Origin of the sequence: Hymenobacter citatus, from assembly GCF_014333615.1 — a bacterium.
Lineage (GTDB): Bacteria > Bacteroidota > Bacteroidia > Cytophagales > Hymenobacteraceae > Hymenobacter > Hymenobacter citatus.
Genome location: NZ_JACSCY010000011.1, coordinates 47,160 through 67,804, shown reverse-complemented (window position 1 = coordinate 67,804; position 20,645 = coordinate 47,160). Strand labels below are relative to the sequence as shown.

The window sequence follows — 20,645 nt, the reverse complement described above, 5'->3', positions numbered from 1 at the left end:
CACTTAATAAAGCAATGGCTGTTAATAAAGACCTGCAATACCTCCGGAACATCGGGATTATGGCGCACATCGACGCCGGTAAGACCACGACTTCGGAGCGCATTCTCTACTACACCGGCAAAACCCACAAAATCGGGGAAGTGCACGAAGGTGCTGCCACGATGGACTGGATGGAGCAGGAGCAGGAGCGTGGTATTACCATTACCTCGGCCGCTACCACTACGTTCTGGAACTATCCTACCGTACAGGGCGACCCAACTCCTGATACCAAGCAATACAAAATCAACCTCATTGATACCCCCGGTCACGTTGACTTTACGGTAGAGGTAGAGCGCTCGTTGCGCGTGCTGGACGGTGCTGTGGCACTGTTCTGCGCCGTGTCTGGTGTTGAGCCTCAGTCTGAGACTGTATGGCGTCAGGCTGACAAATACAAAGTGCCACGTATCTGCTTCGTCAACAAGATGGACCGTGCCGGCGCTGACTTCTTCAAAGCTGTCAACGAGATTAAGGAGAAGCTCGGTGCTACACCTGTACCGTTGCAGATTCCAATCGGTGCTGAGGACACATTCAAAGGTGTAGTTGACCTGCTGACTGGTAAAGCCATTGTGTGGGATGATGCTACTCAAGGCAAAACCTACAAAGAGGTGCCGGTCCCCGAAGACCTCGTGGATACGGTTGCGGAGTGGCGTGAGAAACTCGTAGAAAGCGTTGCTGAATACGATGACACGTTGATGGAGAAATTCTTCGACGACCCAGACAGCATCACGCGTGAGGAAATGATGGACGTAATCCGCAAAGCGGTTATCGACATGAAGTTCTCGCCCGTAATGTGCGGCTCAGCATTCAAAAACAAAGGTGTGCAGGCTATGCTGGATGCCGTTATGGCTTACCTGCCTTCGCCTCTTGATATGCCTGCTGTTATTGGTACCAACCCTGATACCGGTGAAGAGGTAGAGCGTCACCCCGACAACGATGAGCCTTTCACTGCGCTGGCGTTCAAAATTGCTACCGACCCATTCGTAGGTCGTTTGTGCTTCTTCCGTTGCTACAGTGGCCAGCTTGATGCTGGTTCGTATGTGTTCAACAACCGCACGCAGAAGAAAGAGCGTATCTCGCGTTTGATGCAGATGCACTCCAACAAGCAAAACCCAATTGAGAAGATTCAAGCGGGTGACATTGCAGCTGGTGTAGGTTTCAAAGACATCAAAACAGGTGACACGCTGACTGCTGAAGGCAAGCCTCTGGTGCTGGAGTCAATGTCGTTCCCTGAGCCTGTAATTGGTTACGCCATCGAGCCGAAGACGCAAGCTGACGTAGACAAAATGGGTATGGCCATTGCCAAGCTCGTAGAAGAAGATCCTACCCTATCGGTACAGACCGACCAGGAAACTGGTCAGACGGTATTGCGTGGTATGGGTGAACTTCACCTTGAGATTATCATCGACCGCATGCGTCGTGAGTTCAAGGTTGAAATCAACCAAGGTGCTCCGCAGGTTGCTTACAAAGAGGTTCTGACCAAAAAAGTAGAGCACCGCGAAACGTACAAGAAGCAGACGGGTGGTCGTGGTAAATTTGGCGACATCGTATTTGAACTTGGCCCGAAAGAGACTGATCCGGAGAAACCAGGTCTGGAGTTTGTGAATGATATTACGGGTGGTGTAATCCCCCGCGAATTCATCGCACCGGTACAGAAGGGCTTTGAGGAAGCAATGAAGAACGGCCCATTAGCTGGCTTCCCGCTCGACAACATGAAAGTGCGTCTGTTCTTCGGTTCGTACCACGATGTTGACTCCGATGCCTTGTCGTTTGAACTAGCTGCCCGCGGTGGTTTCCGTGAAGCAGCTCGTCAGGCTGGCCCTAAACTGCTTGAGCCCATCATGGCAGTAGAGGTAGTAACACCAGACGAGTACACCGGTTCCGTAACAGGTGACCTGAACCGTCGTCGTGGTATCATGAAAGGCATGGACACAAAAGGTGGTGCCAACGTGGTGAAAGCCGATGTGCCTCTATCAGAGCTTTTCGGTTACGTAACATCATTGCGTACTATCACGTCGGGTCGTGCTTCAGCTTCGCTGACTTTCTCGCACTATGACCAGGTGCCTACCAACTTGGCTGATGGCATCATCGCCAAGCAAAAAGGTAACGCCATTCGCTAAATCCGCTTTCACATTATAGAAATGAACCAGAAAATTCGCATCAAACTCAAATCCTACGACCACAACTTGGTGGATAAGTCGTCGGAGAAGATTGTGAAGGCGGTGAAGGCTACGGGCGCTGTTGTTAGCGGCCCCATCCCACTGCCCACTAACAAAGAGAAGTTCACCGTACTTCGTTCGCCCCACGTGAACAAGAAGTCGCGTGAGCAGTTCCAACTTTGCACCTACAAACGTCTTGTAGATATCTACTCGACTTCGTCGAAAACAGTAGATGCTCTCATGAAGCTGGAGCTGCCTAGCGGTGTTGACGTTGAAATTAAAGTCTGAGGATTTAATTTCTCCGACTAATTAGGAAGAGTCGCCCTATCAACTATCCCAGTTGATAGGGCGATTTTTTGTATAGAATTCTGCTTAAAAAGGGTCTGCACTGTAAGCAAGATAAAGCACGCTCAGAAGGATAATGATGTTGTCTTAGCAGCAGTAAAGTATTTGATTGTTAGAGATAAACTGAAAGCCACAGCATGAAAATATTTTAGAATGACGCTGGCTTCTTATAAAAACTTTGCCTAGCTTTGCACTCCCATTACGAAAACGCTATCTGGGCGTTTTCACTGTGTCTTTTTCATAAACATCTAATAGAATGCCTGGCATCATCGGTAAAAAAATCGGTATGACAAGCCTCTTCACTCCGGACGGGAAGAATGTTCCCTGTACCCTCATTGAGGCGGGTCCGTGCGTAGTGACGCAGGTGAAAACGCTCGAGAACGACGGTTATACCGCTGTTCAACTCGGCTACGGCGAGAAAAAAGCGAAAAATACCACAAAAGCGCTGGCTGGCCACTTCGCCAAAGCCGGTACCACCCCTAAGAAGAAGCTCGTTGAGTTTCGCGTTGATGACGTAACTAGCTATTCGGCTGGCAGCGAATTGAAAGCTGATCTGTTCGAAGAAGGCGAGTTCGTAGACGTAGTGGGTACCTCAAAAGGTAAAGGTTTCCAAGGCGTTGTGAAACGCTACAACTTTGCCGGTGTAGGTGGTCAAACGCACGGCCAGCACAACCGTGGTCGTCACCCCGGTTCTATCGGTGCTTGCTCCTGGCCCTCTCGCGTGTTCAAAGGAATGCGCATGGGTGGCCGCATGGGTAATGACCGCGTGAAGGTGCAGAACCTGAAGGTAATGCGTATCGTGGCTGATAAGAACCTGATTGTAGTGAGCGGCTCGGTTCCCGGCGCGAAGAATTCTTACGTGGTCCTGGAAAAATAAGGCGAGATGGAACTGTCAGTATATAACATCAAAGGCGAAGACACTGGTCGCAAAGTGACCCTGTCGGACGCTATTTTCGGTCTTGAGCCGAATGAGCACGTCATGTATCTCGACGTGAAGCAGTACTTGGCTAACCAACGTCAGGGAACGCACAAAGCAAAGCAGCGTAACGAAGTAAGCGGCACGACCAAAAAGCTGAAGAAGCAAAAAGGTACGGGCGGTGCTCGCGCTGGTAGCATGAAGTCGCCTGTATTTATCGGTGGTGGCCGTGTTTTCGGCCCACAGCCCCGCGACTACGGCTTCAAGCTTAACAAGAAAACCAAACGTCTGGCTCGTCTGTCGGCTCTCAGCTCACTGGCGAAAGATGGCAAAATTTCTCTGGTAGAGAACATCACGCTGTCGGCTCCAAAGACAAAAGATTTCGCGAACATCTTAGCCGGTCTGAAGCTGAACAACGGTAAGAAGACCCTGCTAGTAACTGGTGAAGTTGATAAGAACGTTGTTCTGTCGGCTCGCAACATTCAGAAAGTAAGCGTAGCTACTCCAGTAGCGTTGAACACGCACGACTTGCTGAACACTGACACCTTGCTGTTGTCAGAAGATGGTCTGAAGTCTTTAGAACAACTTTATACCACTGCTGAATAATGAGCACGCTGAAAAAACCGGTTGTAACCGAAAAGGCTACCAGCCTGAACGAAAAAGGCCAGTACGTGTTTGAAGTAACTCGTACGGCTAACAAGGTTCAAATCAAAAAGGATGTCGAGCAATTTTACGGCGTGACGGTTACGGGCATTAGCACCATCCGCACGAATGGTAAAGTAAAATCGAAATTCACGAAGGGTGGTGCTGTAAGCGGCCGCCGCCCTCATGGCAAAAAGGCTATTGTAACCGTGAAAGAAGGCGACGTAATCGACTTCTACAGCGGTATCTAAGCCTTCTGATAGAGCAAACCAGCTATAGTAATGGCACTCAAAAAACTAAGACCAACATCACCGGGTCAGCGCTTCCGCATCGCCCCGGCTTTCGACGAGATTACGACGTCGACGCCGGAGAAGTCGCTGTTGGCACCCCTCAAAAACTCTGGTGGCCGTAACAATTCGGGCAAAATGTCGAACCGCTACATTGGCGGTGGACACAAAGCAAAGTATCGTGTTATCGACTTCAAGCGTGATAAAGCTGGTGTTCCAGCCACGGTGAAGACGATTGAATACGATCCAAACCGCACTGCCCGTATCGCACTCGTAAACTATGCTGACGGCGAAAAGCGCTATATCATTGCGCCCGCCGGTCTAACGGTAGGTGCTACGATTGTTTCGGGCTCCGGTGTAGCACCCGAAGTGGGTAACACGCTTCCTTTGCGTGAGATGCCACTAGGTACAATTGTACACAACATCGAACTCATGCCTGGCAATGGTGCTGCCATGGCGCGCTCGGCAGGTACTTACGCACAGCTTGTAGCTCGCGAAGATAAGTACGCAACTTTGAAATTGCCCTCTGGTGAAATGCGTATGGTACTGGTTACCTGCATGGCTACGGTAGGCACTGTTTCAAACGGCGACCACATGAATGTGCGCCTGGGCAAAGCTGGTCGTAACCGTTGGTTGGGCCGCCGTCCTCGCGTTCGTGGTGTAGCTATGAACCCTGTCGATCACCCAATGGGTGGTGGCGAAGGCAAGTCGTCGGGTGGTCACCCACGCAGCCGCAACGGTATCTTCTCGAAAGGACAGAAGACCCGTAATAAGAACAAGTACTCCGAGCAGCTCATCGTTAACCGTAAAGGCAAGAAATAACCAATGGCACGTTCGCTAAAAAAAGGGCCGTACATTGACTTTCGGCTCGAGAAGAAAGTAACGGCAATGGATGAAGCCGGCAAGAAATCAGTGGTGAAGACTTGGTCGCGCCGCTCGATGATTTCTCCGGACTTCGTTGGCCACACCTTCGCCGTACACAACGGCAATAAATTTATTCCGGTATACGTGACCGAAAACATGGTCGGTCACAAGCTCGGTGAGTTTGCGCCTACGCGTAACTTCCGTGGCCACGTAGCCAAGAAAGATAAAGGCAAGCGCTAAGATGGAAGCAGTAGCTAAACTCCGCAATGTGCCTACCTCGCCGCGCAAAATGCGCTTGGTAGCCGACATGGTTCGTGGTCAGAAAGTGACTCGTGCCTTAGGCCTGCTGAAATTCGAAGCCAACTCGGGCGCCGCTAAAATTGAGAAGCTGCTTTTGTCAGCTCTGGCTAATTGGCAGCAGCAAAACGAAGATGAGCGTATCGAAGATGCTAATCTTTACATCAAGACAATTTTCGTTGACGAAGGTCGCCAGTTGAAGCGTCTACGCCCAGCCCCTCAAGGTCGCGGTCACCGTATTCGTAAGCGTAGCAACCACGTAACGCTGATTATTGATACGAAAGTTGAGCCTTTGGGCAGCAAAGCTGCTGCTAAGCAGGCTGCTGAAACGACTAGCAACGCAGGTGACGCAAAACCTACCCGTCGTTCATCCAAAAAATCGACCGCAAATCAAGCTGAGGCTACCGCATAAGCACTATGGGACAGAAAGTAAATCCAACCGGCTTCCGTCTGGGAGTCATCAAAGGATGGGACTCGAACTGGTACGGCGGTAAAGATTTTGCCGATAAGCTGGTTGAGGACGAAAAAATCCGCAAATATATTCTTGCTCGTATTCCGAAAGGCGGTATCTCCCGCATCGTAATTGAGCGTACGCTGAAGCGTATTACCATCACGATCAATACTGCCCGTCCAGGTGTGGTAATTGGTAAAGGTGGCCAAGAGGTTGATAAGATCAAGGACGAGCTGAAGCAGATTACCAGCAAAGACGTTCAAATCAACATCTTTGAAATTAAGCGCCCTGAGCTTGATGCAAAACTGGTAGGGGAAAGCATTGCACAGCAATTGCAGGCTCGTATCTCTTTCCGTCGTGCCATGAAAATGTCTATCCAAGCTGCTATGCGGGTTGGTGCTGAAGGCATCAAAATTCAATGCGGCGGTCGTTTAGGCGGTGCTGAGATTGCTCGTTCTGAGCAGTATAAAGAAGGTCGTACGCCCCTGCATACTCTGCGTGCGGATATCGACTATGCTTTGTCGGAAGCCCAAACAGTTTACGGCAAAATCGGTATCAAAGTGTGGATCATGCGTGGCGAAGTTTTCGGCAAGCCTGATCTGTCACCTAACCAGCAGCCAACCAACCCTGGTAACGGTGAAAGCCGCAACGACCGTGGTCCACGTGGCGACCGTGGCGACCGTGGCCCGCGTCGTGAACGTGGTGACCGTAACGACCGTGGCGGTGACAACCGTGGTGGCCAAGGCGGTGGTAACCGTCGTGGAGGCCAGGGTGGTGGAAACCGTGGTGGTCAGGGTGGCGGCCCTCGTCGCTAGGCCCTTTTTCTCATCTCGAATCTTTTTTTCGTATAACTCATGTTACAGCCGAAAAGAACTAAGTATCGGAAGATGCAGAAGGGTCGCATCCACGGCCTCGCCCATCGCGGCAGCACTATCGATTTCGGTTCATTCGCTATCAAGTCTTTGGAGCAGGCTTGGATTACGGCACGCCAGATTGAGGCTGCTCGTATCGCTATGACTCGCGCAATGAAGCGTGAAGGTCAAGTTTGGATCCGTATCTTCCCTGATAAGCCTATTACGAAGAAGCCCGCTGAGGTACGTATGGGTAAAGGTAAAGGCTCACCTGAGTATTGGGTAGCCGTAGTTAAACCCGGCACCATCATGTTCGAATCGGACGGGGTGTCATTAGAAGTAGCGCAGGAGTCGCTGCGTCTGGCCGCGCAGAAGCTGCCGGTTAAGACCAAGTTTGTTGTTCGTCGCGACTACGTAGAAAGCTAAGACAAGATGAAGAACGCAGATATCCGCGCCCTTTCGCTGGAAGAGCTGAAAGAGCAAATCAAAACCGAACAGACCAACGGGCAGTCGCTACGCTTTGCGCATGCTATTTCGCCTTTGGAAAACCCGGTTCGCCTGAAGCACAGCCGCAAAAACGTAGCCCGTCTGCTGACGGAGCTGAACCGTCGCGAGAACGAGCAGGCTAACCAAACTGCTAAATAAACGATGGAAAGCAACGCAGCACAGCAGCCGGTAGTCGGCGCACCTGAGCGCAACATGCGCAAGGAAATCATCGGGCGCGTTTCCAGCTCCAAAATGGACAAGTCCATTACGGTAGTTGTGGAAATTAAACAGAAGCACCCGATCTATGGTAAGTTCGTGTCCAAGACTACCAAGTTTATGGCACACGACGAAAACAACGAGTGTGGCGAAGGGGATACGGTCCGCATTATGTCGACCCGTCCGCTGAGCAAAAACAAGCGTTGGAGATTGGTAGAAATTCTAGAGCGCGCTAAGTAAGATGATCCAGCAAGAATCCCGTCTGACCGTCGCTGATAACAGCGGCGCCAAAGAAGTGCTCTGCATCCGTGTCCTAGGTGGCACGGGTAAGAAATATGCTAGCGTTGGCGACAAGATTGTAGTAGCAATTAAATCAGCTATTCCTTCTGGCAACGCAAAAAAAGGCACTGTATCGAAAGCAGTAGTAGTACGCACGAAAAAAGAAGTACGCCGCAAAGATGGTTCGTACATTCGTTTCGATGATAACGCTGCTGTACTGCTCAATAATAACAACGAGCCTCGTGGCACCCGCATCTTTGGCCCCGTGGCCCGCGAACTGCGCGAGAAGCAGTTCATGAAGATTGTTTCACTGGCTCCTGAAGTTCTCTAAGCAATGGCAACGAAAACTAAAGCAACGCCTGTTAAACTGCACGTAAAAACCGGTGATACCGTAAAGGTGATTGCAGGTGATGAGCGCGGCAAAACCGGCGTAATCAAGTCGGTGAACCGTTCCACGCAGCGTGTAATCGTAGAAGGTCTGAACCTGGTGACCAAGCACAACAAACCTAGTGCAAAAAACCCGCAAGGGGGTATCACCAAGATTGAGGCGCCGATTCACGTGAGCAACGTGCAGCCGATTGCAACGACAAACGCCTAATCCGGCTTTACGACAATGGCTCGACTCAAAGAAAAATATCAAGCAGAAGTAGTACCTGCGCTCCAGGAGAAATTCCAATTCAAGAGCATCATGCAGGTACCACGTATCACTAAAATCTGCATTAACCGCGGTATTGGCGCAGCAGTAGCTGACAAAAAGCTGGTTGATAATGGTGTGGAAGAATTGACGACCATCGCTGGTCAGAAAGCTGTTCCTACCATCGCTAAGCGTTCGGTTTCGAACTTTAAACTCCGTGAGGGTATGCCAATTGGCGCCCGTGTTACCCTGCGTGGCGAACGGATGTATGAGTTCTTGGACCGTCTTCTAACTGTGGCATTGCCCCGCGTACGTGACTTCAAAGGCATCAACGATAAGGGCTTCGATGGCCGTGGTAACTATACCTTAGGCGTTAAGGAGCAAATTATCTTCCCCGAAATCTCAATCGATAAGATCAAGTCTATCTCGGGTATGGATATCACCTTTGTAACGACGGCTGAAAACGACGAGCAAAGCTATGAGTTGCTCAAAGCCTTCGGAATGCCGTTCACTAACGCCAAGAAACAAAACTAATGGCTAAGGAATCCGCAAAAGCAAGAGCGCGTAAGCGCATCGCCACCGTTGCTCGCTATGCCGAGAAGCGTGCTGCTCTTAAGGCTGCCGGCGACTACGAAGGTTTGGACAAGCTTCCTCGCGATGCTTCGCCCGTACGCCTACACAACCGTGATATGATTGATGGCCGTCCGCGTGGTTACATGCGCAAATTCGGTATCAGCCGCGTTCGTTTCCGCGAAATGGCTCTCGCTGGTAAAATTCCCGGCGTAACCAAATCGAGCTGGTAAATTGAAAAGGCTGGGTGGTTTTCAAAGCTATCCAGCCTTCTTTGCCTAAGAAACCATTGGCCGAGCCCAGACAGCCGAGCCAAGCAGTCTTAACTCGAAAATTTCAAAGTTGCCTTGAGCAATGGTGGAATTTTCTTATCTTTGCGGCTCTCTAAAAAACAGGGACTCGCTCTAATAGTCAAATGAATACAGATCCAATTGCCGACTACCTGACCCGGTTGCGCAATGCCATTAAGGCAAATCACCGGGTAGTAGAGATTCCGGCCAGCAACATCAAAAAGGAGATTACGAAAGTGCTCTACCATAAAGGGTACATCCAAAGCTACCGTTTTGATGATTCGTCGGTACAGGGTACGATTAAAATCGCTCTGAAATACAACCCGACTACCAAGCAACCGGCTATTACCAAATTGCAACGCGTGAGCACACCAGGTCTGCGGACATACGCACACGTGCAAAACCTGCCACGCGTATTAAGCGGTTTGGGTATTGCTATTCTGTCGACGTCGAAAGGTGTAATGACAGAGAAAGAGGCCAAAAATGAGAATGTGGGCGGCGAGGTGCTGTGCTACGTTTACTAACCGAAAGGAACCGAGACTATGTCACGTATTGGTAAACTGCCGATCAGCCTGCCCACTGGTGTTCAGGTTGATATAAATAATGAAAACCAGGTAACAGTGAAAGGCCCTAAAGGCACACTAGTAACACCGGTTGATCAAGATATTAAAGTTTCTACCGTTGATGGCCAATTGGTTGTAGAGCGTCCTACCGAGCAGAAGCGCCATAAGGCGATGCACGGTTTGTATCGTTCACTGATCAACAATGCTATTCAAGGCGTTAGTAACGGGTTTGAGGAGAAACTAGAATTGGTAGGGGTAGGTTATAAAGCCACTGTTGCCGGGAATACGCTAGAACTCGCGCTGGGGTATTCACACAATATCTTCTTGGCTCTACCGAAAGAAGTAACTGCTACTGCTGTTACAGAAAAAGGTAAGAACCCCATTGTTACGCTGAATAGCATCGACAAGCAATTGCTTGGTCAAGTAGCTGCTAAAATACGTTCGCTGCGCAAAGTTGAGCCTTACAAGGGCAAAGGTGTGCGCTTCGTGGGCGAGCAAATTCGTCGTAAGGCTGGTAAAACAGCTTCGAAATAATTTCACATCATGGCTTTCGATAAAGCATCTAGAAGAAAACGGATCCAGCGCATCATCCGCACAAAGGTTGCTGGCACGTCCGAGCGCCCACGTTTGTCAGTGTTTCGTAGCAATACAGGCATTTATGCCCAAATTATTGACGATACTACCGGTCACACGTTGGCGTCTGCTTCCTCAAAGCACGTTTCGGTGGAAGGGGGCAACGGAGTCGCCCTTGCTGCCGCAGTAGGCAAAGAGCTTGCCTCCCGTGCTCAAGGTAAAGGCATTACGAAAGTGGTATTCGACCGTTCCGGTTATCTCTACCACGGCCGCGTAAAATCACTGGCAGATGGCGCGCGTGAAGGCGGGCTGAATTTCTAAGACAATGTCCAAAGAGAATAGAGATAACAACAAGGTTGTTCGCGCTAACGAGACCGACCTTAAGGAAAAAGTGGTTGCAATCAACCGCGTTGCCAAAGTAGTAAAAGGTGGTCGTCGCTTCAGCTTCTCTGCTATTGTAGTAGTGGGCGATGGCAACGGAGTAGTGGGTTACGGACTCGGCAAAGCCAATGAAGTAACTGACGCCATTGCCAAAGGCATCGACGATGCGAAAAAGAACCTTGTAAAGGTGCCGCTGTATAAGCATACAGTGCCGCACGTAATGGAAGGTAAGTACTCGGGTGGTTTCGTGTTAGTACAGCCTGCCGCTGCAGGTACTGGTGTAATTGCCGGTGGTGCTATGCGCGCTGTCTTTGAGAGTGCTGGTATCAAAGATGTGCTAGCAAAGTCGAAAGGCTCTTCCAACCCGCACAACGTAGTGAAGGCTACTTTCGATGCTTTGGCTAAGATGCGCGACCCGTTGCAGATTGCACAGCAACGTGGTATCAGTCTTCAGCAAGTATTTAACGGCTAAGCAGAGATGGCACAGATTAAAATCACCTTGGTGAAAAGCGTTATTGACCGCCCTGAGCGTCAAAAGCGTACCGTTCAGGCTCTTGGTCTGGGCAAAATCGGCAGCACAAAGGAAGTTGAAAATACTCCTCAAATTGCTGGTATGGTAGCTGCAGTACAGCACCTTGTAGAAGTAACAGAACTCTAGGCAATAAGTCGAATATGAATCTCAGCAATCTAAAACCCGCCGTTGGTGCTACCCGCAATGAAAAGCGTGTAGGTCGTGGTACGGGTTCCGGCCGCGGCGGTACATCAACGCGCGGTCATAAAGGTGCCAAGTCCCGTTCGGGTTATTCCAAGAAATCGGGTTTTGAGGGTGGTCAAATGCCACTTCAGCGCCGTGTGCCTAAGTTTGGTTTCAAAAATATCAACCGTGTAGAGTACAAGAGCATCAATTTGGATGTTCTAGCTTTACTCACTGAAAAGGATAGCAACGCCTCTACTTTGGATGCTGCTTACTTTGTGAATGCCGGATTGGTATCAAAAAATGCCAAAGTAAAAATTCTAGGTCGTGGTGAAATCACCAAGGCTGTAGAAGTTCATGCTCATGCTTTCTCGAAATCGGCTGTTGAAGCCATTGAAAAGGCTGGGGGCAAAGCTGTGACGCTGTAAAGCATACTAAGCAATGAAAAAGTTTATCGAGACGATAAAGAATATTTTCAAAATTGAGGATCTGAGAACTCGGATCCTCAATACTGTTTTTTTCATTGCTATCTACCGGCTAGGCTCTTATGTAGTTTTGCCAGGGGTAGACCCAACCCAATTGAAGCAAGGTGCTCAAGGTCTTTTTGGTATTTTGGACACTTTGTTAGGAGGGGCCTTCAGTCATGCTTCCATCTTTGCACTCGGTATCATGCCTTACATTTCGGCATCTATCGTACTGCAACTTCTGACTATTGCCGTTCCTTATTTCCAAAAGTTACAAAAGGAAGGCGAGTCTGGTCGAAAGAAAATCAACCAGTACACTCGTTTTCTCACCATTCCTATTGTAATGGCCCAGTCAGTGGGTTTCATCGCAACTATTAATGCAGAAGCGATAACGAATCCCGGGTTGTTATTCACTATTACTACTATGGTAGTAATCACAGCCGGCACTTTGTTCTGTATGTGGCTGGGTGAAAAAATTACCGATAAAGGTATTGGTAACGGCATTTCCATGATCATTATGATTGGGATTGTATCGCGCTTACCTGGTGCTTTGATTGGGGAGGCAGCAGCCAAGCGTATGCAAGGCTCTCTCATTTTCCTGATCGAACTGGTTGTTTTGTTCTTAGTGGTAATGGCTGTTATTGTATTGACTCAGGCTGTTCGTCGCATCCCGGTTCAATATGCTAAACAGATTGGTGGTACAACGCAATTGAATGCACAACGTCAGTTCATTCCCATGAAGGTGAATGCAGCTGGTGTAATGCCTATCATCTTTGCGCAATCACTGATGTTTGTTCCTGCTATCGTAGCCTCAGTTTGGCAGAATGATAGTGAAACTGCGAGTTATATTGGGCTGAAGTTTTCAGACTATACGTCTTGGCAGTATAATCTAGTCTTCGCCACTCTCATCATTGTCTTTACTTACTTCTACACAGCTATCAGTGTTAATCCTAACCAAATTGCGGATGATCTAAAGCGTAGTGGAGGCTTCGTACCTGGCGTGAAGCCTGGGCGAGATACCTCAGAATATATAGATGAGGTACTAACGCGAATTACGTTGCCTGGTGCAGTAGCTCTTGCGTTGATTGCCATCTTCCCTGCTTTTGCTCTGTTGCTTGGTGTTACACGACCCTTCTCCGCTTTTTATGGTGGTACTTCTCTAATCATTATGGTTGGAGTAGTATTGGATACGTTGAATCAGGTGGAAAGCTACTTGCTCATGCAAAGGTATGATGGCATGATGAAAAGCGGAAAAGTACGAGGCCGTTCGCAGAATATTGCTTTGGCTTCATAGTTCTGATGATAGTTTACAAAACAGAAGAAGAAATAGAGTTAATGAGAGCCAGTGCGAAAGTACTGGCTCAAGCTCATGGAGAGGTAGCAAAGCTTATCAAAGAAGGAGTGACTACACGGCAACTGGACCAGCGTGCCGAGGAGTTTATTCGTGATAATGGTGGAGTACCTTCTTTTAAGGGATACAACGATTTTCCTTTCAGCCTCTGTATATCACCTAATTCAGTAGTAGTACACGGCTTTCCTAGTGACTATACGCTCAAAGACGGAGATGTAATTTCTGTGGATGGAGGCGTCTTTCTGAATGGTTATCATTCTGACAGCGCCTACACATATCCAGTAGGCAATGTTGCTCCTGAAGTCCTAGCGTTGTTGCAACGAACTAAAGAATCACTCTATCTTGGTATTGAACAAGCAATAGCTGGGAATCGTATGGGCGATATAAGCTATGCTGTACAGCAACACGTTGAAAAACAAGGTTATGGTGTAGTTAGAGAGCTTGTAGGACATGGTGTAGGTAAAAAGCTGCACGAGCGTCCTGAGGTACCTAACTATGGCAAACGTGGTTCTGGCTTAAAGTTGCAGACAGGTTTGGTAATTGCTATCGAGCCGATGGTCAACTTAGGCACACAAAAGATTGTGCAAGAAAAGGATGGTTGGACCATTCGCACGAAGGATAAAATGCCTTCAGCGCACTTTGAGCACACAGTTGTTGTTAGAAAAGACAAAGCAGAGGTACTCACCTCCTTTGAATACATAGAAAAAGCCTTACAATAGCCATATGGCAAAACAATCCTCCATTGAGCAGGACGGAGTCATTCTGGAAGCACTGTCCAATGCCATGTTCCGCGTGGAATTGGAAAATGGTCACCAGCTTATTGCCCATATCTCGGGTAAGATGCGGATGCACTACATTAAAATTCTGCCAGGGGATAAGGTGAAGTTGGAAATGTCTCCTTACGACCTGTCGAAAGGTAGAATCGTTTACCGTTATAAATAAGGGTCTTAGAGACTCAGAATTTCAGGAAGTTGTGTACTTTTGCACCACTTTTCTAGAATTCGGGGTCTTTCTAAGGCCTCATGTCTCATAGACCCTAAGTTTCCACACTCATGAAAGTCAAAGCGTCCGTAAAGAAGCGTAGCGCTGACTGTAAAGTAATTCGCCGCAAAGGCAAGCTTTACGTCATCAACAAGAAAAACCCGCGTTATAAGCAGCGGCAAGGTTAAGCACTCAGATCCTACAACATGGCTCGTATTGCAGGGGTAGATATCCCGGACAACAAGCGGGGCGAAATCGCCCTGACGTATATTTTCGGCATTGGCCGTCCCTCCGCTCAGCAGATCCTGACTAAAGCCGGCATTTCGCTGGATAAGAAGGTGAAAGATTGGACCGAGGACGAAGCTGGTGAAATCCGTAGCATTATTGCTTCCGAATACAAGACGGAAGGTGTATTGCGCTCGGAAGTGCAACTGAACATCAAGCGTTTGATGGACATTGGTTGCTACCGTGGTCTACGTCACCGTAAAGGCTTGCCGGTTCGTGGTCAGCGTACCAAGAATAACTCGCGCACTCGCAAGGGTAAGCGTAAGACGGTTGCCAACAAGAAAAAGGCTACTAAATAACTAGTAGCGGAAATCGGAGCGGGCAGTAGTAGCTAGCTTCAACACCTTCCGCATATTTTGCGATAACCAAATGGCACAAAAGAGAAAAGACAAAGCCAAGAAGCGCGTTGTCCAGGTTGAACAGACCGGCCAAGTACATATCAAGGCTTCGTTCAATAACATCATTATCTCCATCACCAACAACAATGGCCAAGTAATTTCCTGGGCATCGGCTGGTAAGATGGGATTCCGTGGTTCGAAGAAGAACACTCCTTATGCTGCTCAGATGGCAGCTACGGATTGCGGCAAAGTAGCGCATGACTTGGGTATGCGCAAAGCCGAAGTATTCGTAAAAGGTCCGGGTTCGGGCCGGGAGTCGGCTATTCGTACTATCCAGAACGTGGGTATTGAGGTGACGACTATCCGCGACGTGACGCCGCTGCCCCACAACGGCTGCCGTCCTCCTAAACGTCGTCGCGTCTGATATAATGAACTGGCAGCTAACGCTTGGCGTTGGTTTGCCCTCCGTGTCGGGTTTCTGATGCAGCCTTTCACCCCTGCAAGGCACATCTAATAGCCCGACACACGCGGTTCAACCCCCAGTAAAACTCAATAACCCCGAAATGGCACGTTATACCGGTCCTAAAACCAAAGTTGCCCGTCGCTTCAATGAGCCGATTTTCGGCCCGAGCAAGGCACTCAACAAAAAGAACTACCCCCCCGGCCAGCATGGTCGTGGCCGTCGCAAGAAGCAGTCGGAATACGCTATCCAGCTGATGGAGAAGCAAAAGGTGAAATACCTTTACGGCGTGTTGGAGAAACAATTCGAGAACCTGTTTCATAAGGCTGCTACTCTGCCCGGTATCACGGGTGATAACCTGCTGGCTCTGTTGGAGTCACGCCTTGACAACACGGTTTACCGTTTTGGCATTGCCCCTACCCGTCGTGCTGCTCGTCAGTTGGTACTGCACAAGCACATCACAGTGAATGGTGAAATCGTGAACATCGCTTCTTACAAGCTGCGTGCTGGTGACGTAGTGGGTGTTCGTGAGAAATCGAAGTCGTTGGAGACTATCACCGACAGCCTGAGCGTACGCAACTCGCGTCAGTTCTCGTGGCTGGAGTGGGATGGCAAAGAGATGGTAGGCAAATTCCTGAATGCTCCTTCCCGCGAACTGATTCCGGAGAAAATCACCGAGCAGCTCATCGTCGAGCTGTATTCGAAGTAATAACTGCCCTGGCTTCAGCTGGGGCGTTCATTCGATTTTCTTCGTTGTATTTAATGGATTTGAGTACTGAGTAGTAGGTAGTAGGACGTAAACAACTTGTTTGTGGTCTTGCTACCTACTACTCATACACACTACATATAAAGCCCCACTTATGTCAATCTTAGCTTTTCAAATGCCGGAAAAGGTCGTGATGGAGAAATCAGACGACTTTTACGGAACGTTTGAATTCAAACCGCTGGAGAAAGGCTACGGCGTCACGATCGGCAACGCACTGCGCCGTATCCTGCTGTCGTCGCTGGAGGGCTACGCCATCACGTCGGTACGCACCAGCAGCGTTCTGCACGAGTTTATGACTATTGAAGGTGTGATTGAGGACATGTCCGAAATCATTCTGAACCTAAAGCAGGTTCGCTTCAAAAAGGTGAGCGACGCCATTGAGGATAAAATCACGGTGCGCATCAAAGGTCAGGAAAGCTTCTCGGCGGGCGACATCAACAATTTTACCAGCGGTTTTCAGGTATTGAATCCGGATCTGGTGATTTGTCACGTTGATCCGGGCACGGAGCTTGAGTTTGAGTTCACGATCCAGAAAGGTCGTGGCTACGTGCCGGCTGAGGAGAACAAGCCGACCGATCAGGTTTTTGGCCAGATTGCTATTGATGCGATTTTCACGCCTATTAAAAACGTGAAATATAGCATCGAAAATACCCGCGTAGAGCAGAAGACGGACTACGAGCGTTTGTTGGTTGAAATTCAGACTGACGGCTCTATTCATCCGGAGGAAGCATTGAAAGGTGCTGCCAACATTCTGATTCAGCACTTTATGCTGTTCTCGGACAATACAATGACTTTCGAATCGGCTAAGCCCGAGGAAGAAGAAACTGTAGATGAAGAAACGCTGCACATGCGTAAGGTTCTGAAGACGCCTTTGGCGGATATGGACCTGAGCGTACGTGCTTACAATTGCCTCAAGGCCGCTGACATCAAAACGCTGGGCGATTTGGTGCAGCTGGATATGAGCGACATGATGAAGTTCCGTAACTTCGGTAAGAAGTCGTTGACGGAACTGGAAAACCTCGTGGAGGAAAAAGGTCTGACCTTCGGGATGGATCTGGGTAAGTACCGCCTCGACGAAGATTAGTATTGAATAGCCGAATGGCTGAACTGCTAATGGATGCTTAGTGAGCATACCACCAACGGTTCGGCCATTCGGCTATTTACTTGTTATAGAGCACACATTTTTTTCAACCAGTAAGCCCTGAGGGGCGTCGGTACTAATGTGGAGGCAGCAGGGCTGCTTACCCGCCGTGGCCGGCATCCGCAAGCTTACATTTTCTCTTTTTTATGCGTCACGGTAAATCCATCAACCACTTGGGTCGTACTACGTCCCACCGCAATGCGATGCTGTCGAACATGGCAATTTCGCTGATCCAGTACAAGCGTCTGACTACAACGGTAGCGAAAGCCAAAGCGCTGCGCCAGTTCGTAGAGCCGCTAATCACCAAGGCAAAGAATGACACGACGCACTCGCGCCGTACCGTATTTGCTACCCTCCAAAACAAAGAAGCTCTAAAGGAGCTGTTTGGCGATGTAGCAGCTAAAATTGCTGACCGTCCGGGTGGATACACTCGCATCATTAAGCTAAGCCAGAACCGTTTGGGTGATAATGCTGAAGTGTGCATCATTGAGTTGGTAGACTACAACGAAACGCTGCTGGAGGCGAAGAATGCCGGCGAAGCCAAGACGACTACCCGTCGTTCGCGTCGTGGTGGTAAGAAAGCTACCGATGCTACTACTACCAGTGCCACGGAGGTAAGCGGCGAAGCTATTGCTTCGAACGCTACCGTAGAAGTTTCGGCTCCCGAAGATACCCCTACCACCACTGTGCAAGAAGGCGAAAGCCGCGAGGAAGCACAGGAGCGTGACGAAGAAGCTGCTTCGTAAGTAACTGCTCCGAAACGAAAAGGACTGGCCATAAGCCAGTCCTTTTTTGTTGCTAGTTCGCACGTGATACCCAAGAAGAGTACGGCGTCCCTGTCGAATTTCTTACCTTGGGCCACCAAAATACCCCGTTTGCTGCTATTTCAGATCAACAGCTGGCGGCTACCCTACCACTTTTCAACCTCTCATACTTTTTAACATGAGCATTATCACCTCCATCCACGCTCGACAGATTTTTGATTCTCGCGGCAATCCTACCGTGGAAGTAGACGTGACGACCGATTCTGGCGCTACCGGCCGGGCTGCTGTGCCCTCGGGTGCCAGCACGGGCAAGCACGAAGCCGTAGAATTGCGCGACGACGACAAGTCGAAGTACGTGGGCAAAGGCGTGCTGAAGGCCGTGGACAACGTGAATACCAAGATTGCGGAAGAGCTGATTGGTTTCTCGGTATACGAGCAAGCGCTGCTCGACAAGATTATGCGGGAGCTGGACGGCACGCCCAACAAGGCAAATCTGGGTGCCAATGCTATTCTGGGCGTATCGCTGGCGGCGGCTCGTGCGGCGGCGCAAGATGCTGGTATGCCGCTCTACCGCTACGTGGGTGGGGTAGGGGCCAACACGCTGCCCGTGCCCATGATGAACATCCTGAACGGCGGCTCGCACGCCGACAACTCCATCGACTTCCAGGAGTTCATGATTATGCCGGTGGGTGCGCCTTCGTTCTCGGAAGCGCTGCGCTGGGGCACTGAAATCTTCCACAACCTCAAAAACGTGCTGAAAAAGCAGGGCTTGAGCACCAACGTGGGCGATGAAGGCGGCTTCGCGCCGAACATCAAATCCAACGAAGACGCTATCAAGGTAGTGTTGCAGGCCATTGAGGCTGCGGGCTACAAGCCCGGCGACGACGTGATGATTGCCATGGACGCCGCGGCATCGGAGTTCTACTCCGATGGTCACTACCACTTCAAAAAGAGCACCGGCGACAAGCTGACTTCTTCGGAAATGGTAGCGTACTGGACCGACTGGACCAAGAAGTACCCCATCATCAGCATTGAAGATGGCATGGACGAGGACGATTGGAGCGGCTGGAAGAGCCTGACCGACAGCATTGGCTCGACTACCCAACTGGTAGGCGACGACTTGTTTGTGACCAACGTGGAGCGCTTGCAGCGTGGTATCGACGAGCAAATTGCCAATGCTATCCTCATCAAGGTAAACCAGATCGGTACCCTCACCGAGACGATTGACGCTGTGAACCTGGGCCGCCGCAATGGGTACAAGAGCATCATGTCGCACCGCTCGGGCGAGACGGAGGACAGCACCATTGCTGACCTGGCCGTAGCGCTGAACACGGGTCAGATCAAGACGGGCTCGGCTTCGCGCTCCGACCGTATGGCTAAGTACAACCAGCTGCTCCGTATTGAGGAGGAATTGGGCGAAACCGCCTACTTCCCCGGCAAGAAAATGTAATCACCGATTCTGCTGATTAGCGGGATTTCGCTGATTCTATGAGAATGGCACCGTTGCTTTCGAGCGGCGGTGCTGTTTTGTTGTAAGCGGTATCAACTGAAATCTTGATATTTGTGGTAGGCGCCTGTTTTGGTGCGTTTCCTACCCATTATACTTGCTATGAGTCTGCTCGACGTATTTCACCGTGTGCCCCGCTTTCTGCGCAGCTTTTACTTTCTGGCGGGGATGGGCTTTTTGGTATGGATGTTTGTGTTCGATGCCAATGACTTAGTGAAGCAGTATGATATGTACGCCAAGTGGCGCGATTTGCAAACAGAGCGCGACTATTATCTCAAAAACATTGAGCAGGTGAAGCAAGACCGCGCCGAACTGCTGAGTAGCCCCGAATTGCTGGAAAAGTTTGCTCGCGAAAAATACATCATGAAACGGCCGGGCGAGGATGTGTTCATCCTGGTGCCGCAGGAAGATGAATAAATCGCAAAAGCCGGTACTACCTAACGTAGCACCGGCTTTTGCAGTAACAGGGTTATGACCCACTCCACTCAGTTGTTGCGAAAAGTCCTTTTTACCTGCTTATTGATCGTCTGCAGCGGTTTGCTTCTGGCAGCTACTTCCCCACCCAGAAAAACGTCGCAGGTGCAGCTGACACGGAAGTTTTTGCTGACAGTGCTGCAAGGCAAATACCGCGACGCCTACCCTCTCTTGACGTCCGAAACCCGTCAACGCCTGACGACTGCTCAATTCCGTACTGACAGCCGCGTGCTGTATGAGCAAGGAAAGCGGTTTGGGCCGCGTATCACGCTCTACAAGCTAGGATTCCGCTTCGGCGACGACCAGCAAGCGCACCCGTTCTATCAGTTTCATTTCGCCAGCGACACGCTTCGAGCGAAGCCGCAGGTGCTGCTAGATGTGAGTTTCCGCGACTCGACTGCTACCCAGGTGCTGACGTTTGGGCTGGTACCAGCGCCGCAAAAGAAACGGTAAGCGGCACTCATCTGTCATCCTGAATGCAGCGGAGCGCAGTGAAGGACCTTCTCACGCTGGAACGACTATCGTAACAACGACTCGTTCTCACGTGAGAAGGTCCTTCACTGCGCTCCGCTGCGTTCAG

Annotated in this window: 33 protein-coding genes and 1 pseudogene; all 34 read left to right on the top strand. The window is 49.9% G+C overall.

Going from position 1 to position 20,645, the window contains the following annotated elements:
* Positions 1 to 14 precede the first annotated feature (14 nt).
* The 34 genes and pseudogenes from fusA to H8B15_RS13865 all read left to right on the top strand — a co-directional run bounded on the left by fusA (position 15) and on the right by H8B15_RS13865 (position 20,518).
* Positions 15 to 2,156: an elongation factor G gene (gene fusA / locus H8B15_RS14030; protein WP_187320310.1), complete on the top strand. Its 2,142-nt coding sequence runs from the start codon at positions 15 to 17 to the stop codon at positions 2,154 to 2,156.
* A 21-nt stretch (positions 2,157 to 2,177) separates the two neighbouring features.
* Complete coding sequence (gene rpsJ, locus H8B15_RS14025) at positions 2,178 to 2,483, top strand: 30S ribosomal protein S10 (RefSeq protein WP_185281366.1); 306 nt, start codon at positions 2,178 to 2,180, stop codon at positions 2,481 to 2,483.
* A 313-nt stretch (positions 2,484 to 2,796) separates the two neighbouring features.
* Entirely contained in the window at positions 2,797 to 3,417 is a 621-nt protein-coding gene (rplC, locus tag H8B15_RS14020; protein ID WP_187320309.1) for a 50S ribosomal protein L3, read from the top strand.
* Between the two features lie 6 nt (positions 3,418 to 3,423).
* Positions 3,424 to 4,062 (top strand): 50S ribosomal protein L4, encoded by a 639-nt coding sequence (rplD, locus tag H8B15_RS14015; protein ID WP_187320308.1) that lies wholly within the window; start codon positions 3,424 to 3,426, stop codon positions 4,060 to 4,062.
* A complete protein-coding gene (gene rplW / locus H8B15_RS14010; RefSeq protein WP_187320307.1) occupies positions 4,062 to 4,349 on the top strand; it encodes a 50S ribosomal protein L23 in 288 nt (95 codons plus the stop codon). The genes rplD and rplW overlap by 1 nt, the downstream gene beginning before the upstream one ends.
* A gap of 30 nt (positions 4,350 to 4,379) precedes the next feature.
* On the top strand, positions 4,380 to 5,207 hold the full coding sequence (gene rplB, locus H8B15_RS14005; RefSeq protein ID WP_187320306.1) for a 50S ribosomal protein L2: 828 nt from the start codon (positions 4,380 to 4,382) through the stop codon (positions 5,205 to 5,207).
* 3 nt (positions 5,208 to 5,210) lie between these two features.
* Positions 5,211 to 5,489 (top strand): 30S ribosomal protein S19, encoded by a 279-nt coding sequence (rpsS, locus tag H8B15_RS14000; protein WP_185281361.1) that lies wholly within the window; start codon positions 5,211 to 5,213, stop codon positions 5,487 to 5,489.
* A gap of 1 nt (position 5,490) precedes the next feature.
* A complete protein-coding gene (rplV, locus tag H8B15_RS13995; RefSeq protein ID WP_187320305.1) occupies positions 5,491 to 5,958 on the top strand; it encodes a 50S ribosomal protein L22 in 468 nt (155 codons plus the stop codon).
* A 5-nt stretch (positions 5,959 to 5,963) separates the two neighbouring features.
* Positions 5,964 to 6,812 carry a 30S ribosomal protein S3 gene (rpsC, locus tag H8B15_RS13990; RefSeq protein ID WP_187320304.1) on the top strand — a complete coding sequence of 283 codons (849 nt, stop codon included), beginning with the start codon at positions 5,964 to 5,966 and terminating at the stop codon, positions 6,810 to 6,812.
* Positions 6,813 to 6,851: 39 nt separating this feature from the next.
* Entirely contained in the window at positions 6,852 to 7,274 is a 423-nt protein-coding gene (gene rplP, locus H8B15_RS13985) for a 50S ribosomal protein L16 (RefSeq protein WP_185281358.1), read from the top strand.
* Between the two features lie 6 nt (positions 7,275 to 7,280).
* Positions 7,281 to 7,493 (top strand): 50S ribosomal protein L29, encoded by a 213-nt coding sequence (rpmC, locus tag H8B15_RS13980; protein WP_187320303.1) that lies wholly within the window; start codon positions 7,281 to 7,283, stop codon positions 7,491 to 7,493.
* Positions 7,494 to 7,496: 3 nt separating this feature from the next.
* Positions 7,497 to 7,790: a 30S ribosomal protein S17 gene (rpsQ, locus tag H8B15_RS13975; RefSeq protein WP_187320302.1), complete on the top strand. Its 294-nt coding sequence runs from the start codon at positions 7,497 to 7,499 to the stop codon at positions 7,788 to 7,790.
* Between the two features lies 1 nt (position 7,791).
* Positions 7,792 to 8,160: a 50S ribosomal protein L14 gene (rplN, locus tag H8B15_RS13970; protein ID WP_187320301.1), complete on the top strand. Its 369-nt coding sequence runs from the start codon at positions 7,792 to 7,794 to the stop codon at positions 8,158 to 8,160.
* Positions 8,161 to 8,163: 3 nt separating this feature from the next.
* Positions 8,164 to 8,403: pseudogene (gene rplX, locus H8B15_RS13965) on the top strand (50S ribosomal protein L24); the annotation flags it as partial.
* A gap of 39 nt (positions 8,404 to 8,442) precedes the next feature.
* Positions 8,443 to 8,997, top strand: a complete 555-nt coding sequence (gene rplE / locus H8B15_RS13960) for a 50S ribosomal protein L5 (protein ID WP_187320300.1) — start codon at positions 8,443 to 8,445, stop codon at positions 8,995 to 8,997.
* Positions 8,997 to 9,266 (top strand): 30S ribosomal protein S14, encoded by a 270-nt coding sequence (rpsN, locus tag H8B15_RS13955; protein WP_187320299.1) that lies wholly within the window; start codon positions 8,997 to 8,999, stop codon positions 9,264 to 9,266. Before rplE ends, rpsN begins: the two co-directional genes overlap by 1 nt.
* 182 nt (positions 9,267 to 9,448) lie before the next feature.
* Positions 9,449 to 9,847, top strand: a complete 399-nt coding sequence (gene rpsH, locus H8B15_RS13950; protein WP_187320298.1) for a 30S ribosomal protein S8 — start codon at positions 9,449 to 9,451, stop codon at positions 9,845 to 9,847.
* Between the two features lie 18 nt (positions 9,848 to 9,865).
* Positions 9,866 to 10,420 (top strand): 50S ribosomal protein L6, encoded by a 555-nt coding sequence (gene rplF, locus H8B15_RS13945; RefSeq protein WP_187320297.1) that lies wholly within the window; start codon positions 9,866 to 9,868, stop codon positions 10,418 to 10,420.
* Positions 10,421 to 10,429: 9 nt separating this feature from the next.
* Positions 10,430 to 10,780 (top strand): 50S ribosomal protein L18, encoded by a 351-nt coding sequence (gene rplR / locus H8B15_RS13940; protein ID WP_185281350.1) that lies wholly within the window; start codon positions 10,430 to 10,432, stop codon positions 10,778 to 10,780.
* Between the two features lie 4 nt (positions 10,781 to 10,784).
* Positions 10,785 to 11,312 (top strand): 30S ribosomal protein S5, encoded by a 528-nt coding sequence (gene rpsE / locus H8B15_RS13935; RefSeq protein ID WP_185281349.1) that lies wholly within the window; start codon positions 10,785 to 10,787, stop codon positions 11,310 to 11,312.
* 6 nt (positions 11,313 to 11,318) lie between these two features.
* Positions 11,319 to 11,498 carry a 50S ribosomal protein L30 gene (gene rpmD / locus H8B15_RS13930; protein ID WP_185281348.1) on the top strand — a complete coding sequence of 60 codons (180 nt, stop codon included), beginning with the start codon at positions 11,319 to 11,321 and terminating at the stop codon, positions 11,496 to 11,498.
* A gap of 14 nt (positions 11,499 to 11,512) precedes the next feature.
* Positions 11,513 to 11,962: a 50S ribosomal protein L15 gene (rplO, locus tag H8B15_RS13925; protein WP_187320296.1), complete on the top strand. Its 450-nt coding sequence runs from the start codon at positions 11,513 to 11,515 to the stop codon at positions 11,960 to 11,962.
* A 13-nt stretch (positions 11,963 to 11,975) separates the two neighbouring features.
* A complete protein-coding gene (gene secY, locus H8B15_RS13920) occupies positions 11,976 to 13,292 on the top strand; it encodes a preprotein translocase subunit SecY (RefSeq protein ID WP_187320295.1) in 1,317 nt (438 codons plus the stop codon).
* A gap of 5 nt (positions 13,293 to 13,297) precedes the next feature.
* On the top strand, positions 13,298 to 14,068 hold the full coding sequence (map, locus tag H8B15_RS13915) for a type I methionyl aminopeptidase (protein WP_187320294.1): 771 nt from the start codon (positions 13,298 to 13,300) through the stop codon (positions 14,066 to 14,068).
* A 4-nt stretch (positions 14,069 to 14,072) separates the two neighbouring features.
* Positions 14,073 to 14,291, top strand: a complete 219-nt coding sequence (gene infA, locus H8B15_RS13910) for a translation initiation factor IF-1 (protein ID WP_185281344.1) — start codon at positions 14,073 to 14,075, stop codon at positions 14,289 to 14,291.
* A 110-nt stretch (positions 14,292 to 14,401) separates the two neighbouring features.
* Positions 14,402 to 14,518: a type B 50S ribosomal protein L36 gene (ykgO, locus tag H8B15_RS13905; protein ID WP_034256541.1), complete on the top strand. Its 117-nt coding sequence runs from the start codon at positions 14,402 to 14,404 to the stop codon at positions 14,516 to 14,518.
* Positions 14,519 to 14,536: 18 nt separating this feature from the next.
* Complete coding sequence (gene rpsM / locus H8B15_RS13900) at positions 14,537 to 14,914, top strand: 30S ribosomal protein S13 (protein WP_187320293.1); 378 nt, start codon at positions 14,537 to 14,539, stop codon at positions 14,912 to 14,914.
* A 70-nt stretch (positions 14,915 to 14,984) separates the two neighbouring features.
* Positions 14,985 to 15,377: a 30S ribosomal protein S11 gene (gene rpsK, locus H8B15_RS13895; RefSeq protein ID WP_185281342.1), complete on the top strand. Its 393-nt coding sequence runs from the start codon at positions 14,985 to 14,987 to the stop codon at positions 15,375 to 15,377.
* A 139-nt stretch (positions 15,378 to 15,516) separates the two neighbouring features.
* Entirely contained in the window at positions 15,517 to 16,122 is a 606-nt protein-coding gene (gene rpsD, locus H8B15_RS13890; protein ID WP_185281341.1) for a 30S ribosomal protein S4, read from the top strand.
* Positions 16,123 to 16,273: 151 nt separating this feature from the next.
* Entirely contained in the window at positions 16,274 to 17,263 is a 990-nt protein-coding gene (locus H8B15_RS13885; RefSeq protein ID WP_187320292.1) for a DNA-directed RNA polymerase subunit alpha, read from the top strand.
* 203 nt (positions 17,264 to 17,466) lie between these two features.
* Positions 17,467 to 18,066 (top strand): 50S ribosomal protein L17, encoded by a 600-nt coding sequence (rplQ, locus tag H8B15_RS13880; RefSeq protein ID WP_187320291.1) that lies wholly within the window; start codon positions 17,467 to 17,469, stop codon positions 18,064 to 18,066.
* 196 nt (positions 18,067 to 18,262) lie between these two features.
* Positions 18,263 to 19,534 (top strand): phosphopyruvate hydratase, encoded by a 1,272-nt coding sequence (eno, locus tag H8B15_RS13875; RefSeq protein WP_187320290.1) that lies wholly within the window; start codon positions 18,263 to 18,265, stop codon positions 19,532 to 19,534.
* 159 nt (positions 19,535 to 19,693) lie between these two features.
* Complete coding sequence (locus H8B15_RS13870) at positions 19,694 to 20,008, top strand: FtsB family cell division protein (protein ID WP_187320289.1); 315 nt, start codon at positions 19,694 to 19,696, stop codon at positions 20,006 to 20,008.
* Between the two features lie 183 nt (positions 20,009 to 20,191).
* Positions 20,192 to 20,518: a hypothetical protein gene (locus H8B15_RS13865; protein ID WP_187320288.1), complete on the top strand. Its 327-nt coding sequence runs from the start codon at positions 20,192 to 20,194 to the stop codon at positions 20,516 to 20,518.
* Positions 20,519 to 20,645: the final 127 nt, after the last annotated feature.